Origin of the sequence: Synechococcus sp. A18-25c, assembly GCF_014280035.1 — a bacterium.
In the GTDB taxonomy this organism is placed as follows: domain Bacteria; phylum Cyanobacteriota; class Cyanobacteriia; order PCC-6307; family Cyanobiaceae; genus Synechococcus_C.
On the sequence record NZ_CP047957.1, the window covers coordinates 1,350,772 to 1,365,206 of the forward strand.

The 14,435-nt window shown below is 57.7% G+C and carries 14 protein-coding genes and 1 tRNA gene; 9 read left to right on the forward strand and 6 right to left on the reverse strand.

Going from position 1 to position 14,435, the window contains the following annotated elements:
- Positions 1-53: 53 nt before the first annotated feature.
- Positions 54-140 (forward strand) — tRNA-Ser (locus tag SynA1825c_RS07570).
- An 80-nt stretch (positions 141-220) separates the two neighbouring features.
- Here SynA1825c_RS07570 and pstB read toward each other — a convergent pair.
- Genes pstB through pstC form a run of 3 tightly spaced genes read right to left on the reverse strand, consistent with a single transcriptional unit; the run spans position 221 to position 2,973 of the window.
- The gene (pstB, locus tag SynA1825c_RS07575; protein WP_186468757.1) at positions 221-1,036 is read right to left on the reverse strand and encodes a phosphate ABC transporter ATP-binding protein PstB; all 816 of its coding nucleotides are present in this window, start codon (positions 1,034-1,036) and stop codon (positions 221-223) included.
- A gap of 45 nt (positions 1,037-1,081) precedes the next feature.
- Positions 1,082-2,023, reverse strand: a complete 942-nt coding sequence (gene pstA, locus SynA1825c_RS07580) for a phosphate ABC transporter permease PstA (RefSeq protein ID WP_186468758.1) — start codon at positions 2,021-2,023, stop codon at positions 1,082-1,084.
- Positions 2,024-2,025: 2 nt separating this feature from the next.
- Positions 2,026-2,973, reverse strand: a complete 948-nt coding sequence (gene pstC / locus SynA1825c_RS07585) for a phosphate ABC transporter permease subunit PstC (protein WP_186468759.1) — start codon at positions 2,971-2,973, stop codon at positions 2,026-2,028.
- Between the two features lie 149 nt (positions 2,974-3,122).
- Here pstC and dnaK point away from each other — a divergent pair, with 149 nt between their 5' ends.
- From dnaK to murQ, 4 genes are read left to right on the forward strand one after another with little or no spacing between them, the layout of a single operon-like run.
- Complete coding sequence (gene dnaK / locus SynA1825c_RS07590; RefSeq protein ID WP_186468760.1) at positions 3,123-5,117, forward strand: molecular chaperone DnaK; 1,995 nt, start codon at positions 3,123-3,125, stop codon at positions 5,115-5,117.
- Positions 5,101-6,018 (forward strand): DnaJ C-terminal domain-containing protein, encoded by a 918-nt coding sequence (locus tag SynA1825c_RS07595; RefSeq protein WP_186468761.1) that lies wholly within the window; start codon positions 5,101-5,103, stop codon positions 6,016-6,018. Before dnaK ends, SynA1825c_RS07595 begins: the two co-directional genes overlap by 17 nt.
- Positions 6,019-6,060: 42 nt before the next feature.
- Positions 6,061-6,480, forward strand: a complete 420-nt coding sequence (locus tag SynA1825c_RS07600) for a DUF3110 domain-containing protein (protein ID WP_186468762.1) — start codon at positions 6,061-6,063, stop codon at positions 6,478-6,480.
- A 2-nt stretch (positions 6,481-6,482) separates the two neighbouring features.
- A complete protein-coding gene (murQ, locus tag SynA1825c_RS07605; RefSeq protein ID WP_186468763.1) occupies positions 6,483-7,442 on the forward strand; it encodes an N-acetylmuramic acid 6-phosphate etherase in 960 nt (319 codons plus the stop codon).
- On the opposite strand, the gene mtnP is transcribed toward murQ, so the two are convergent.
- Positions 7,418-8,332, reverse strand: a complete 915-nt coding sequence (mtnP, locus tag SynA1825c_RS07610) for an S-methyl-5'-thioadenosine phosphorylase (protein ID WP_186468764.1) — start codon at positions 8,330-8,332, stop codon at positions 7,418-7,420. The genes murQ and mtnP overlap by 25 nt on opposite strands.
- A gap of 76 nt (positions 8,333-8,408) precedes the next feature.
- On the opposite strand from mtnP, the gene SynA1825c_RS07615 reads away from it, so the two are divergent.
- Complete coding sequence (locus SynA1825c_RS07615; RefSeq protein WP_370523132.1) at positions 8,409-8,837, forward strand: peptidylprolyl isomerase; 429 nt, start codon at positions 8,409-8,411, stop codon at positions 8,835-8,837.
- Here the strand turns inward: SynA1825c_RS07615 and ribBA are convergent.
- Positions 8,825-10,507 (reverse strand): bifunctional 3,4-dihydroxy-2-butanone-4-phosphate synthase/GTP cyclohydrolase II, encoded by a 1,683-nt coding sequence (gene ribBA / locus SynA1825c_RS07620; RefSeq protein ID WP_186468766.1) that lies wholly within the window; start codon positions 10,505-10,507, stop codon positions 8,825-8,827. The two genes, SynA1825c_RS07615 and ribBA, sit on opposite strands and share 13 nt — an antisense overlap.
- A gap of 40 nt (positions 10,508-10,547) precedes the next feature.
- Here ribBA and argC point away from each other — a divergent pair, with 40 nt between their 5' ends.
- Positions 10,548-11,612 (forward strand): N-acetyl-gamma-glutamyl-phosphate reductase, encoded by a 1,065-nt coding sequence (gene argC / locus SynA1825c_RS07625; protein ID WP_186468767.1) that lies wholly within the window; start codon positions 10,548-10,550, stop codon positions 11,610-11,612.
- Here argC and purN read toward each other — a convergent pair.
- Complete coding sequence (gene purN, locus SynA1825c_RS07630) at positions 11,609-12,289, reverse strand: phosphoribosylglycinamide formyltransferase (RefSeq protein WP_186468768.1); 681 nt, start codon at positions 12,287-12,289, stop codon at positions 11,609-11,611. The two genes, argC and purN, sit on opposite strands and share 4 nt — an antisense overlap.
- A 10-nt stretch (positions 12,290-12,299) precedes the next feature.
- Here purN and SynA1825c_RS07635 point away from each other — a divergent pair, with 10 nt between their 5' ends.
- On the forward strand, positions 12,300-12,641 hold the full coding sequence (locus SynA1825c_RS07635; RefSeq protein WP_186468769.1) for a DUF1257 domain-containing protein: 342 nt from the start codon (positions 12,300-12,302) through the stop codon (positions 12,639-12,641).
- Positions 12,641-14,338: a M61 family metallopeptidase gene (locus tag SynA1825c_RS07640; protein ID WP_186468770.1), complete on the forward strand. Its 1,698-nt coding sequence runs from the start codon at positions 12,641-12,643 to the stop codon at positions 14,336-14,338. The genes SynA1825c_RS07635 and SynA1825c_RS07640 overlap by 1 nt, the downstream gene beginning before the upstream one ends.
- The last annotated feature ends 97 nt before the right edge of the window (positions 14,339-14,435 follow it).

A 14,435-nucleotide genomic window follows, 5' to 3' on the forward strand; every position in this document is an offset into this window, starting at 1 on the left:
CAGTGCTTGTGAAACGCCCTGCTACATTCTCACCCGTGCCCCACGATGCCCCTGGAGAGGTGGCCGAGTGGTCGAAGGCGCAGCACTGGAAATGCTGTATAGGGGCAACTCTATCGAGGGTTCGAATCCCTCCCTCTCCGTTCCATACCGGCCTTCAGGCCGGTTTTTTATTGCTGAATCGAAGCAGATTCTTCGACTGATTTATTTGACAATCTGACAATTAACCGAAACGGCCGGAGACATAGTCCTGTGTCATTTGTTGCGTCGGCGAATTGAAAATGGTCTCTGTTTCGTTGAACTCAACCAGATAACCAACTTTCCCTGAGCCGCCTTCGACTGCCTCGGCATTGAAAAATGCCGTCATGTCACTGACACGAACAGCCTGTTGCATGTTGTGTGTGACGATCACAATGGTGAAACTCTTTTTGAGCTCATGCATCGTTTCTTCAATTTTAAGCGTTGATATCGGATCCAATGCTGAACAGGGTTCATCCATCAGGATGACCTCGGGTTGAATGGCGATGGTTCGTGCAATACAAAGACGCTGTTGTTGACCACCAGACAATGTATAACCACTTTCATTCAGTTTATCTTTGCATTCATCCCAGACAGCCGCCTGCCGAAGAGAGCGCTCCACGAGTTCATCCATATCTCCTTTGTATCCGTTAATGCGAGCGCCAAAGGCAATATTTTCGTAAATGCTTTTTGGGAAAGGGTTGGGTTGTTGAAACACCATGCCAATGCGGCGCCTCACCTCGACAGGATCAACATTCGGCGCATAAAGATCAATTCCGTCGAACAATACACGTCCTTTGAGCGAGCAGCTTTCAATTAAATCATTCATGCGATTTAAGGCTCTCAACACTGTTGATTTGCCGCATCCGGACGGGCCAATGAATGCTGTAACTTTTCCTCGAGGAATGTCACAGTAGACGTTCTTCACCGCTTCATAGTTGCCATAGCTGATGGTGGCGTTCTGAATCGAGATGCAGGTTTCTGTTGAAATGTCAGAAAGCGTTTGGCTAGAGAACGTCATGGCTGAGGATAAAACAAGTGAAGTTGAAGGAAATGATCAGGACTCTTAGATTGAATTTGTTGCAAACCGTCCCAGCCAGCGTGCGAGCAGGTTGATCACCAAAATGAACATCAAAAGCACAAAAGATGCAGCCCAGGCCAGTTCAATCTGCGGTTCATAGGGAAGCTGCGCGAAGTTATAGATGAGCACCGATAGGGTTGAAATGGGGTTGAGGATCGGATTGTTCTTCGTCCAGAAGTTAGAGAACAGGTCCTGAGGCCAGAAGTTATTGTTCAATGCGGTGAAAATGAGAGGAGCTGTCTCTCCAGCGGCCCTTGCGATGGACAGCACCACTCCCGTTGCAATCGGCATGAACGCTGATGGCAGCGTGATTCGAACAATCGTGACAAATTGAGAGGCTCCAACCCCCAGTGCTGCCCGCCGCAGGTCATTGGGAACCAGCTTCAATCCTTCGTCGGTGGTTTTGATCACGGTGGGAAGCATCAACACAGAAAGCGCAACCCCACCGGCGAGCGCGCTGTAGGAATTGCCGAAGAACAACCGCGTGGCGACAATCGTGGCATACACAAACACACCCGCGATGATTGAAGGAACACCCGACAGCACATTGGTGCCGAAGCGGATGAACTGAGCGAATGTTCCACCCCTGGAGTATTCAGCGACGTAGATCCCTCCTCCAACTCCCACTGGAATGGCGATCAAAGCGGCAATCACGGTCACGAGGATGCTGCCGAGAATGGCATTGCCAATCCCCCCACCCGATAGACCTGGAGCGGGAGGTAACTCTGTGAACAACCTTGGGCTGATCATGCTGCCGCCTTTGATCAAAACGTAGGCCAACACGGCAACCAAAGGCAGCACGGCAATCACCGAAAACAAGGCTGCAAGGATGCTCAGGAACCGACTGATCAGGTTTCTCCTGGATCCATACCGGTAGGACAAATCCGGCATGCCATTGATCGATGTAGACGATGTGGGATAAGTCATGATCAGTATTTCAGGCTCAGTCGTTTCACCAGCCATTGAGCCAGAATATTCACTGCCAACGTGAGCAGCATTAACACAAAAGCTGCATACATCAGCGATGACACCTGACTGCCATCGGCTTCGCCGAACTGATTGGCGAGCATGGCTGAAATTGTGTTTCCAGGTGCAAGCAGCGACCAACTAAAGGTGTTGGAGTTGCCAATAATCAAGGTGACGGCAAGCGTTTCACCCATCGCACGCCCTAAAGCCAGCATCACACCTCCCACGATGCCTGAAATCGCCGCTGGCAAGATCACATTCAAGATCGCTCCCCATCGTGTCGTTCCCACTCCATAGGCCGCCTGCCTCAGTTTGATCGGCACCTGATTGAGGGCATCTCGGGAAATGGCCGTGATGATCGGCAGGATCATGACGACAAGAATCAGCACCGCAGGAGCGATGCCAGGACCCTGCGGCGGTGTGGAGAAGAAAGGAAGCCATCCCAGAACCGCATGCAGAAACTCCAAGCCTGGGCGAATGAATGGCTCCATGACGAAAATCGCCCACAGCCCCAGTACCACCGAAGGAATCGCAGCCAGAAGTTCCACCATCAATCCAATCAGCGATCGGATCGGGCGAGGAATGATGTTTTCCGTGATGAAGATGGCTGTTCCCACCCCCAGAGGAACCGCAATCAACAGTGAAAGAAGTGAGGTGATCAGTGTTCCGTAGATGGCGGTGAAGGCTCCGTATTCATCCTTCACCGGGTTCCAGTTGGAGGTCACCAGAAACCTCCAGCCGTAGCGGCCCATCGAATCGAGTGCTCCTGTGAACACCACGTAGAGGATGAACAACAGCACCAAGGCCACAACGATGGCCAGCAGTGCTGATGTCAACTTGAAACCAGCGTCGATCGTCTTCTCTACCGCTGGACGGCGCCGCAATCGATATAGGTCTTCGAGGCTGGCCATTCCAAACGGGTAGTCCTTTGAAACGTACCGGCCGACCGGTAACTGAATCACTAAGAAGGCTTTAAAGACTCTTTCATCGGCCCGTGAGAGCCGGTGGGACTGGGAGAGACGGGTTTTGGCCGTTACCGTGGGAGTCCCCACAGGCGTTTATGGGCCGGATCGTCGGAATCGACCTGGGTACCACCAATTCCGTCGTGGCTGTACTTGAGGCCGGGCGGCCGGTGGTCATTGCCAATGCCGAAGGCACGCGCACCACGCCGTCGGTGCTGGGGTACACCAAAGACAATGAGCTTCTGGTGGGTCAGCCGGCGCGACGCCAATTGGTTCTCAACCCCAGAAATACCTTTTCCAATCTCAAGCGCTTCGTTGGGCGCGCCTGGGATGAGCTTGATGACGGTTCGCTCACAGTGCCCTACACGGTGCGCGCCAACAATCAGGGCAACGTTCGGGTCGCTTGCCCGCAGACCGAACGGGAGTACGCCCCAGAGGAACTGATCGCCAGCATCCTGCGCAAGTTGATCGATGACGCCTCCACCTACCTAGGCGAAGAGGTGGAAGCCGCGGTGATCACCGTTCCGGCCTACTTCAACGACGCTCAGCGTCAGGCCACCCGGGATGCCGGTCGCCTCGCTGGCATCAGCGTTGAACGAATTCTCAATGAGCCCACCGCTGCGGCACTGGCCTATGGCTTTGATCGCAGTGCAGTGCGCCGTGCCCTGGTCTTCGATCTCGGTGGCGGCACCTTCGATGTGTCGTTGCTGCGGATCGCAAATGGTGTGTTTGATGTCAAAGCCACCAATGGAGATACGCAACTCGGGGGCAACGATTTCGACCAACGCATTGTTGATTGGCTGGCGGAAGCCTTCCTGAAGGAACACGCCATCGATCTGCGTCGAGACCGACAAGCGCTCCAGCGCCTGACCGAAGCAGCGGAAAAGGCCAAGCAAGAACTCTCTGGCGTCACCACCACTCCGGTGTCTCTCCCCTTCATCGCGACCGGTACCGATGGCCCTCTGCACATCGAAACAACCCTCGACCGGGAGACTTTCGAAGGACTTTGTCCGGATCTCCTTGATCGCTTGCTCGTTCCAGTTCAGTCAGCCCTGCGTGATTCCGGCTGGACTGCCGAAGATATTGATGATGTGGTGCTGGTGGGTGGCAGCACTCGAATGCCGATGGTGCAGCAATTGGTGCGCACCCTGATCCCGAATGACCCCTGCCAGTCGGTCAATCCCGACGAAGTGGTGGCTGTCGGTGCTGCCGTTCAGGCCGGAATCATCACCGGTGAACTGAGGGATCTGCTGCTGAACGATGTCACTCCGCTGTCCCTTGGACTTGAAACCATCGGTGGGTTGATGAAGGTGCTGATCCCACGCAACACCCAGATTCCGGTGCGTCAGTCTGACGTGTTCAGCACCTCGGAACCCAATCAGTCCTCGGTTGAAATCCACGTCTGGCAAGGGGAGCGCCAGATGGCCGCCGACAACAAATCCCTGGGTCGTTTCCGCCTTTCAGGCATCCCTCCCGCCCCCCGTGGTGTACCCCAAATCCAGGTGGCCTTCGACATCGATGCCAACGGGATCCTTCAGGTCAGTGCCACCGATCGCACGACCGGTCGCAAGCAGTCGGTGACCATCCAGGGTGGTTCAACTCTCAGTGAAGACGAAATCCAAAGTCTGTTGGCAGAAGCCGAGGCCCGTGCCGATGAAGATCGGCGTAAACGGGCCTCTATCGAGCGGCGCAACTCGGCCATGACGCTGGTGGCACAGGCTGAGCGGCGTTTGCGTGATGCGGCCCTCGAGCTCGGTCCTTACGGCGCTGAACGCCAGCAACGTGCTGTTGAGATGTGCGTGCGTGATGTTCAGGATCTTCTTGCCCAGGATGATCTCCAAGAGCTTGAGCTGGCCGTCAGTGGCCTCCAGGAAGCGCTGTTCGGCCTCAATCGGCGTCTCACCGCTGAACGCCAAGTTGAAGCTGGACCCTTGCAAGGCCTCAAGAGCACTCTCGGCACCTTGAAAGATGAGCTTTTCGCTGAGGACGATTGGGATGATGACCCCTGGGCATCACCGCAATCGCGTTACGACCAGCCCGTGAGAAGCAGCCGACGCGGGATGGATCCCTGGGACGATGACAACTTCCGCTGAACCGGATTATTGGTCGTTGCTGGGGTTGGATCCTGACGCTGATCCAGAGGCCCTCAAACGTGCTTTCCGGCGCGAGGCACGCCGTTGGCATCCTGATCTGAATGGCAACGACAGCCATGCGGAAGAGCGGTTCAAGCTCGTTAACGAGGCTTACGCCGTTCTCAGCAATCCCGATCGCCGCAAGGAGTGGCAGTCGGGACGGCAGGGTTCCACGGTCTCTGCTGATCCCTTCAGTTCTGGCTTTCCCGCCTTTGAGGATTATCTGGCGGTGGTCTTGGGTCTGGAACGGGAACCAATTCGAGGCTCCTCTTTTCACGACGACGATCCTGCACCCGATGCTGCTGCGGCCGAATCCCACTGGCCTGAGGCAGCGCCACCACCACCACCACCGGTGCGCACGGAAGATGATTTGGAGACGGTGGTTGCGCTGACTCCTGATCAAGCGCTTCACGGAACCACGGTTGAGCTTGAACTGGGCGATGGCACCCTGGTTGAAGTGGGCACACCTCCTCGTGCCGGTGATGGCTGGCGGTTGCGGCTTGAAGGCGTGGCTCCTGGTGGCAAGGACCACTTCCTTCACTTGCGGGTCATCACCGACGACGGTCTTCGCATCGATGGTCTTCGCGTGCACTACCGGCTGGAATTGCTTCCTCCCGATGCAGCCCTCGGTTGTGCTGTGGATGTGCCAACCCTGAGCGGCCCAGTCACGCTTCAGGTTCCGCCTGGATCATCGAGTGGACGGTTATTGCGCCTAAGGGGGCGTGGTCTCCAACTCGACGATGACCGCGGCGATCAGCTGGTGGAAATTGTGATCGTCATTCCAGCGGAGTTGGCCGACGATGAGCGCGCTCTCTACCAACGCCTTCAGGAGCTCAGTCTCGAACGGGCTGGTGGTTACTGAACGCTTCAGACGATGAGAGACTGATATCGGCGATTGATCAGCATGTTGGTTCACGTGCTCCTGTATGACGCAGGACAGGACAGCGAAGGCATCCACTCCCTGGAACTTGCCGGGCAAACCGTGGTGCTGATGTTCGAAAACCGCGATGACGCGGACCGTTATGCAGGTCTCCTGGAAGCCCAGGATTTTCCGACCCCGTCTGTTGAGGAGCTAGACCGCGAAGAAATTGAACTGTTCTGCCGTGAGGCGGGATATGAAGCGCGATTTGTGTCCAGGGACTTCGTCCCCAAAAGCGACGATGAGCGTCTGATGCTGGCGCCCCCTCGCGCCAATCAGGATGTGTCCAACTGGCAAGACCAGGAGATGCCTCAAACGCCCAGCGAGAGGGCCAAAGACAACGACGCTGGTGATTCCATCCCGGATCTCGATGACGTGCGTCGCCGTCTCGAAGGACTGCTCTGACCATGGTGGATCTGGTGACACCCTCCGATGACCGCGGTCATCTCTTGACGGAACAGGTCAATCCCGCAAGCCGAACGCTTGATCAGCTCCCCACCTCGGACCTTGTGGATCTGTTCATTGAGGAAGATCGACGCCCCCAGCTGGCAGTGCATGGAGCGCGTGAGGATCTTGCTCAGGCTGTGGATGCCATCGCCAAGCGCCTTCGAGATGGAGGACGTCTGTTTTATCTCGGTGCCGGGACGTCAGGACGTCTGGGAGTTCTGGATGCCGCTGAATGTCCGCCGACCTTCTGCAGCCCCCCCGAGCTGGTGCAAGGCGTTCTCGCCGGTGGTGCGCCGGCCCTGTTGCGTAGTTCCGAGGGATTAGAGGACTTGGAGGAGGCAGCCGTCACCGATCTCAAGGCTCGCCAGTTCAGTGCCAACGATTGCCTCGTCGGTATTGCAGCCGGCGGTACGACGCCATATGTGCGAGGAGGGCTGGCTTGGGCTGAGCAATTGGGGGCTTTGGCCATCGCCATGGCCTGCGTTCCTGCTGATCAGGCACCACTCCCGTGCAGCATTGATATCCGTTTGCTCACAGGTCCTGAATTGCTGACCGGTTCAACCCGTCTCAAGGCCGGTACTGCCACCAAAATGGCGCTCAACATCCTCTCCACCGGAGTGATGGTGCGTTTGGGCAAGGTCTACGGAAACCGCATGGTGGATGTGGCTGCCAGCAACAGCAAGCTCGTGGATCGCTCGATGCGCATCCTGCAGGATTTGCTGAGCCTGGATCGTGAGCCAGCTCTTGTTCTGCTGGAACAGGCCGGAGGGTCGGTCAAGCGTGCTTTGTTAATGGGCAGCTGTGGGCTGCAGACTGCTGAGGCCGATGCCGTCCTGGAGGCCCACGGAGCCGATCTGCGGGCGGCGCTCAACACCTATGGGCTTTCCTTGCCGAATCAGGCTTCGGAAGGTCCCCAATAGGGACTGGTGAACAAATCCAGTTTTTGACGAGTCTTCGCTGGCACGGCCTCCTTCGGTGTCATCAGAGCATCGGCAAGAGCACTGTGGGCGCTTGACATGGGCCGTTCGGTTATGAACGTCTCCATCAGGCCCTCCAGGATGGGGCCCGTCGCTGCAGCGTTGGCCTTCAGATTGCCGATCACCATGTCCACCGTGACCGCATCGTGATCGTTATGCCAGCAATCGAAGTCGGTGACCATGCTCAGGGAGGCGTAGGCAATTTCCGCTTCCCTGGCCAGGCGAGCTTCGCTGTGATTGGTCATGCCAATGACGTCACAACCCCAGTGCCGGTAGAGCTCGCTTTCGGCGCGCGTTGAGAAGGCAGGACCTTCCATGCAGAGATACGTGCCGCCTCGGTGCAGATGGTGGCCGATAGGCATTGCCGCTGCTGCCGACGCTGCAAGCCGTTCACTCAAGATGTTGCAAAACGGATCCGCCAGGCTGACGTGGGCCACACAGCCTTCACCAAAGAATGTGATGGGTCGCTGCGTGGTGCGATCAACGAATTGATCGGGAACCACCATGTCGCGGGGGCGAAGATGTTCCTGCAGGGAGCCCACGGCTGATACGGAGATCAACCAGCGCACCCCCAGGGAACGCATGGCCCAGATGTTGGCGCGATAGGGCACTTCAGAGGGCAGCAGGTGATGCTGGCGCCCGTGCCGTGCCAGAAAAACCACCTCCACTCCATTGAGTCGGCCGATGCGGAATGCGTCCGACGGCGTTCCGTAGGGAGTCTCCAGACTGACTTCTTCGATCGTTTCCAGGTTGTCAATGGCGTAGAGCCCGCTCCCTCCAATCACTCCGACACGGGCCGTGTCCAGATCAGGAATGGGTGGTGTCTGGCTCATGGATGCAGTGAAGTCGGCCGCTGATGGCACTTGCCTAGCATGGTGTTTTGGAATTGACGCCTTGACGACCGTTCTCATGTCCACGGACGCCGGCGACATCACATTGGAGATGTTCGATCAGGACGCTCCCAACACCGTGGCCAACTTCGTCAAGCTGGCAAAAGATGGTTTTTATGACGGACTTGCCTTTCACCGTGTGATCGACGGTTTCATGGCCCAAGGGGGATGCCCCAACAGCCGCGAAGGATCCCGTGGCATGCCCGGAACCGGCGGCCCCGGCTACATGATCGACTGTGAAATCAACAGCAAAAAGCACGTCCCTGGTGCCCTGTCGATGGCGCACGCTGGAAAGAACACGGGTGGCAGTCAGTTCTTCATCGTGCATGAAGCTCAGCCCCATCTCGATGGCGTCCACACCGTGTTCGGTTTGACCGGGAACATGGACGTCGTCTTGGCCCTCAAAAACGGATCCCGCATTAACAAGGTCACCGTTCAAGACCAGTGAATCAAGGCGGGCTGGTCTCCTTTGGGAAACCAGTCCCAGCCTTGCTGGTTGTTCCCTAGCGTTGAAAGCCTCAGATCCTTGCGCTCCAATGTTTGCGGTGGATGGGCAATCTGATCCGGATTAACGGAATGGAGCAGTCCCAACCGTGACGTGTCGGCCCAACTGGCCATGGTCGCCAGCAACCTTTTGATTGCGACAGGCTCAGGTTCAGCCCCCTGGAGCGACCAGACGAATCTGGGGCGTTCCCACAGCGCCAGCAATCGCGGCGCCTGCTCCGCCTGAAGCTGAAGTCCGTTCTCTTGACTCAGGGTTTCGACACGATGCAACAGCCTTGACAGCTCCCCATCGTCCGTGGAGGCACTGTCGAGGCAAATCACCCAATGGGACTGCCGGTCCTGCTCCTCCATCAGATGTCCCAGCTTGTCGCGTTTGGTAGCGAGGTAGTCGGCATTGAAGTCACCGAGCGCTGGTTTCATCGGCACCCGGCTCACCACTTCAAGGCCGTAACCGCCCAACCCTGCAATTTTTCTTGGGTTGTTGGTCAGCAGATTCAAGCGGTGAATGCCGAGATCGCTGAGAATCTGCGCACCGACGCCGTAATTGCGCAGATCAGGAGCAAATCCCAGCTTTTCGTTGGCTTCAACGGTGTCCAGACCTCCCTCCTGGAGGCTGTAGGCCTTGAACTTGTTGATCAGCCCGATCCCGCGGCCTTCCTGGCGTAAATACACCACAACCCCTTCTCCTTCCGCTTCGATGTGCTTGAGAGCACTGTGCAACTGCGCACGGCAATCGCAGCGCAGTGAGCCAAAGGCATCACCGGTGAGGCATTCGGAATGCATCCGCACCAACACCGGTTCGTGCAGATTGCTGGGGTCCCCTTTGACCAGAGCCACGTGCTCGCTGCCATCGATCTGGTTGGAGTACCCGATCGCTTGAAAGGAACCGAATTCAGTGGGAAGGGAGCATTGGGCGGCACGCACCACAAAGCGTTCGTTCTCCAGTCGGTAGCGGATCAGATCCGCGATGCTGATCAGCTTGAGCCCCTTTGCTTTGGCGTAGACCTGCAGTTCCGGAAGCCTGGCCATGGAGCCGTCAGGATTCTGGATCTCACAGATCACGCCCGAGGGGTACAGTCCCGACATCTGGGCAAGATCAACGGCGGCTTCGGTATGCCCTGCGCGTTTGAGGACGCCACCAGGACGAGCCCGCAACGGAAAAATATGGCCCGGACGGCGCAGATCAGCCGGTTTGGCGCCGGGTTGGATCGCCACCTGGATTGTGCGCGATCGGTCATCGGCCGAGATTCCCGTGGAAACGCCATGCTCCGGGCCAGCATCGATGCTCACCGTGAACGCGGTCTGATTGGCATCGGTATTGCGATCCACCATCAACGGAAGATCCAGCGCATCCAGCCTTGATCCCTCCATGGCCAGACAGATCAGCCCCCTTGCTTCGGTGGCCATGAAATTGATCTGTTCCGGTGTGGCGAACTGCGCAGCACAGATCAGATCTCCTTCATTTTCCCGGCGTTCATCGTCAACCACCACCACACACTCGCCGTTGCGGATGGCTGCCAGGGCGTCTGGAATGGAATCGAAGAGCGTCGATATCCTCTCGGATTGGGCAACGGATTCAGACAGCGGTCTCGACGTCGTGCAAGCTTTCACCATTATCGACGTCGGTACGATCAGGTGATGTGCCATCGCGAGAATGGGGAATCAACGGGTCGCAGTGGTGGGTGCCTCCGGGTATGGAGGACTGCAGACGCTTCGCCTGTTGAACGCCCACTCGACGCTCGAAGTCAGCTTTCTTGGCGGTGAGCGTTCGGCGGGTCGGGCCTGGAGCGAACTCTGTCCGTTCCTGCCCCTAAAACAAGACCTTGTTGTTGAAAGTCCTGATCCAGATCGCATTGCTGATCAGGCTGATCTCGCGGTGTTAAGCCTTCCCAATGGCCTAGCGAGTGAACTCGTTCCTCCATTGCTGGAGCGAGGAGTCAGGGTGGTGGATCTTTCGGCGGACTATCGCTACCGCAGCCTTGAGCAATGGGCGTCGGTGTACGTCCACGAAGCCAGAACCCGAAAGCGTGCCGATGCTGATCTGTGTGAGGAGGCGGTCTACGGACTCGCGGAGTGGCACGCTGATGCCATCGCCAAGGCCAGGCTTGTGGCGGCGCCAGGCTGTTTCCCCACCACCAGTCTCTTGCCGCTGCTTCCGTTTCTCAAGCAAGGCTTGATTGAAACCGAGGGGTTAATCATTGATGCCAAAACGGGAACCTCCGGTGGAGGGCGAGCCGCAAAAGAGAATTTGTTGCTGGCTGAAGCATCGGAATCCATCGCTCCCTATGGCGTTGTGGGGCATCGCCACACCTCGGAAATTGAACAGCTGGCCAGCGCAGTCGCGGGTTGTCCAATCCAGCTGCAGTTCACGCCACACCTCGTTCCGATGGTGCGTGGTCTGTTATCCACGGTGTATGCGCGTCTGCGCGATCCAGGGTTGACTGCGGAGGACTGCACCACGGTGTTGGAGACGGTGTATCGCCATCACCCCTGTGTGCGTGTGCTGCCAGTGGGAACCTACCCAGCGACCAAATGGGCCAAGCACACCAACCAGGCACTGATGTCGGTTCAGGTTGACGGACGCACGGGTCAGCTCGTGTTGATGAGTGCGGTGGACAACCTGATGAAAGGCCAGGCCGGTCAGGGCGTGCAGTGCCTGAACCTCATGGCAGGTCTGCCGATTGCTGAAGGATTGCCACTCGAACCCTTTTATCCCTAATCACAAGCGACCGATCGCCAGCGTTGACCTGCCAAAGCCGTCGCCCAGGGAAGCAGCCGGTGCTCCTCGCTTTGAATGCGTGCGGCCAGAGAATCACGATCATCTCCCGACAAGATCGGGACCGCTGCCTGGGCCAGGATCGGTCCGGCATCAACATCCTTCAGCACTTGATGCACGGTGCATCCGGCAAGGCACACCCCTGCCTCCAGTGATTGACCCACCGCATCCATGCCTTTGAAAGACGGCAGTAACGAGGGGTGGATATTGATCAGTTTTCCAGGAAAGGCATCAATGAGAACCGGGGTCACAATTCGCATCCAGCCCGCCATCACCACCGCTTCCACACCCGCCGATTGGAAGGTGCGAACCAGTTCATGATCCAGGGCTTCTCGGCTTGCGAATCGACGATGATCACGGAGCTCACAAGCAATGCCGAGGCGTTTTGCTCTTGCCATGGCTCCGCATCCAGGATTGTTAACCACCAAAAGTCGCAGTTCGGCATCCAAATCGCCTGCGCTGATCGATGCCTGCAGAGCCTCAAAGTTTGTACCCGATCCTGACGCCATCACACCGAGGCGAAGGGGGCTCTGAAATTTTGGCCATGGCCCGATGGTGGGAACCGTGAGCGTGGGATAGCGCTCGCCATTGATCTGGCTAGTGTCTGTGGGCGCGGGCATTCCGGATTTCATGTCCCATCTCTCCATCCTGCCCACACTGGTGACGGATCTCGCTTTGCTCGAGATCGCCCTTCGTGCTGAGGGCTTTCGTGTGCAGTGCGGAGGCATCGTTTCGTCGTTCGATCGTCATCAGGCTGTCGACTTGGCTGCTTATCACCCATCCGGCTTGCAGCTGGGTTGGAGACGACGTGACGACCACGTCGCGCTAGATCTTGTTGCTGATCTCTCAGCACCGCAAGGGTCCGGTCGCACCGAATCTGCTCTGCGCCGAGTACTCAGGCGCTACGCCCTCAACACAGCCCTGCATGAGGCTGACCAGCTGGACGCCGAAACGGTCACCGGCGCTGTCTGATGCCCGAGGTGCATGTTGTTCTCGACCTCGGATGCCCTGCTTCGCAGACGCTTTGGGTTGAGATTCGCTGGCTGCCTCAACAGCCAGTGCAACGTTGGACTTTGCCGGTCTGGACTCCTGGCTCCTACACGGTTCGAGATCCATCGCAGCACCTGCACAGCCTCAGCCTTGAACAGGCAGGCCAAGCCCTTACACCGACCCGTCGCTCTCCCTCGAGCTGGCAGGTGGACTGCGAGTGCAATCAGCCACTGATCCTGCGTTACGCCCTGGAAGCAAGACAACTCACCGTCCGCACCAATCTGCTCGATCCATCCTTCTCCTCCCTGTGCCTTTCGGCTGTGGTGATGCTGGTGGAGGGCCAACGTTGGACGCCACATCTGCTGAAGGTGGTGACCCCGTCCCACTGGTCCGTGGCCTGTCCACTTGCGCAACAAGATGGCGACTTCGTCGCTGAGGACTTCGACCATCTCGTCGATGCTCCAGTGCACGCCGGTGTCATGGACACCCTTTCCCTGACAGTGCGAGAACAACCCCACGAGTTGGTGTTAATCGGTGCGCCACCCTCTGGCTGGTCGAAGGATCTCCCAGGGCAGATTGAATTGATCTGTGAAGCTGTCTGCGATCTGCTGCAGTCGGATCCTCGATCACGGGTGCCGTATCAGCTAGTTCTGCAACTTTTGGATCAGGGGTACGGCGGGCTGGAGCACGACAATGCATCAGTGATGCAATTTCCCTGGACCCGGCTGCAGGAGCAGGGTGGGATGCGAAGCCTTCTGCAGCTCATTGGCCACGAGTATTTGCATCAATGGAATGTGCGTCGGCTCAGGCCGGTGGACTACGTGCCCTATCGCTACGACAAGCCGATCGTCAGTGATGGTCTCTGGTTCGCCGAAGGGGTCACTAGTTATTTCGACCTCTTCCTTCCGTTGCTCTCGGGGTACTCCAGTCGTCTCGATTTGCTGGAGGATCTGGCGGCCGATCTCTCCCATGTGTTGTTGAACCCGGGAACGCAACTTCAGTCACTTGCGGACAGCTCGCGCGAAGCGTGGGTGCGCCTTTACAAACAGACTCCCGCCAACGCGCGAAGCCAGGTCAGTTACTACCGCCTTGGCACAGCGCTGGCGTTCTGTCTTGATGTGGGTCTTCGTCAGGTCGGTGGTTCCCTAGCCGCCACCCTGCGTCTGCTCTGGGGACGGTTGGGCCGCCACGGTCGCGGGTATGGCCGTCAGGACCTTATGGCAGCGATTGCAGACGTCTCCCCTCCACTGGCGGACCAATTGCCTGGATGGCTTGATGGCCGTGGTGTGTTGCCCATCGACAGGTCACTGGAAACCATCGGGTTGTTGCTGGATCCAGTGATGGAAACGCAGGCCAACGCCGGTTGGACGCTGCGTGAAGGAGACGGCACCGTCTGGATTGACCGCACCTTGGCAGGTGGAGCTGCTGAACGTGCCGGCTTGGTTCCTGGTGATGAACTCGTTGCTTTGCGCGATTGGCGTTGCCGCACACTCAAGCGAACGCAACAGTTGCTCGATGGTCCTGAGCAATGTCAGGTGACCTACAGCCGCCGTGGCCTGATCGGCCACACGCAGCTAGTCCTGGAGAAACCCGGGGTTGATCGTTACCGACTGATCTGGGACCCTGGTGCATCCAGGGAGGCTCGCTTGCTCCGAGATCAATGGTTTCAGGTCGTCTGAACCGTCTGCTATCGAAGGTCTCAAGCTCGACCCGTCTCTCCCGCACGGGGCATCTGTTGGTGGGTACGTCCACCCTTGCTGTCGTGCTCGCTCTCGT

Excerpts from the sequence above, each read along its gene's own strand:
- SynA1825c_RS07615 (WP_370523132.1), top strand. The coding sequence starts at position 8,409 with ATGTCCACGGACGCCGGCGACATCACATTGGAGATGTTCGATCAGGAC.
- ribBA (WP_186468766.1), bottom strand. The coding sequence starts at position 10,507 with ATGGTGAAAGCTTGCACGACGTCGAGACCGCTGTCTGAATCCGTTGCC.
- purN (WP_186468768.1), bottom strand. The coding sequence starts at position 12,289 with ATGCCCGCGCCCACAGACACTAGCCAGATCAATGGCGAGCGCTATCCC.
- SynA1825c_RS07595 (WP_186468761.1), top strand. The coding sequence starts at position 5,101 with ATGACAACTTCCGCTGAACCGGATTATTGGTCGTTGCTGGGGTTGGAT.
- pstC (WP_186468759.1), bottom strand. The coding sequence starts at position 2,973 with ATGGCCAGCCTCGAAGACCTATATCGATTGCGGCGCCGTCCAGCGGTA.
- SynA1825c_RS07640 (WP_186468770.1), top strand. The coding sequence starts at position 12,641 with ATGCCCGAGGTGCATGTTGTTCTCGACCTCGGATGCCCTGCTTCGCAG.
- mtnP (WP_186468764.1), bottom strand. The coding sequence starts at position 8,332 with ATGAGCCAGACACCACCCATTCCTGATCTGGACACGGCCCGTGTCGGA.
- SynA1825c_RS07600 (WP_186468762.1), top strand. The coding sequence starts at position 6,061 with ATGTTGGTTCACGTGCTCCTGTATGACGCAGGACAGGACAGCGAAGGC.
- pstA (WP_186468758.1), bottom strand. The coding sequence starts at position 2,023 with ATGACTTATCCCACATCGTCTACATCGATCAATGGCATGCCGGATTTG.
- murQ (WP_186468763.1), top strand. The coding sequence starts at position 6,483 with ATGGTGGATCTGGTGACACCCTCCGATGACCGCGGTCATCTCTTGACG.
- pstB (WP_186468757.1), bottom strand. The coding sequence starts at position 1,036 with ATGACGTTCTCTAGCCAAACGCTTTCTGACATTTCAACAGAAACCTGC.
- SynA1825c_RS07635 (WP_186468769.1), top strand. The coding sequence starts at position 12,300 with ATGTCCCATCTCTCCATCCTGCCCACACTGGTGACGGATCTCGCTTTG.
- dnaK (WP_186468760.1), top strand. The coding sequence starts at position 3,123 with ATGGGCCGGATCGTCGGAATCGACCTGGGTACCACCAATTCCGTCGTG.
- argC (WP_186468767.1), top strand. The coding sequence starts at position 10,548 with ATGGGGAATCAACGGGTCGCAGTGGTGGGTGCCTCCGGGTATGGAGGA.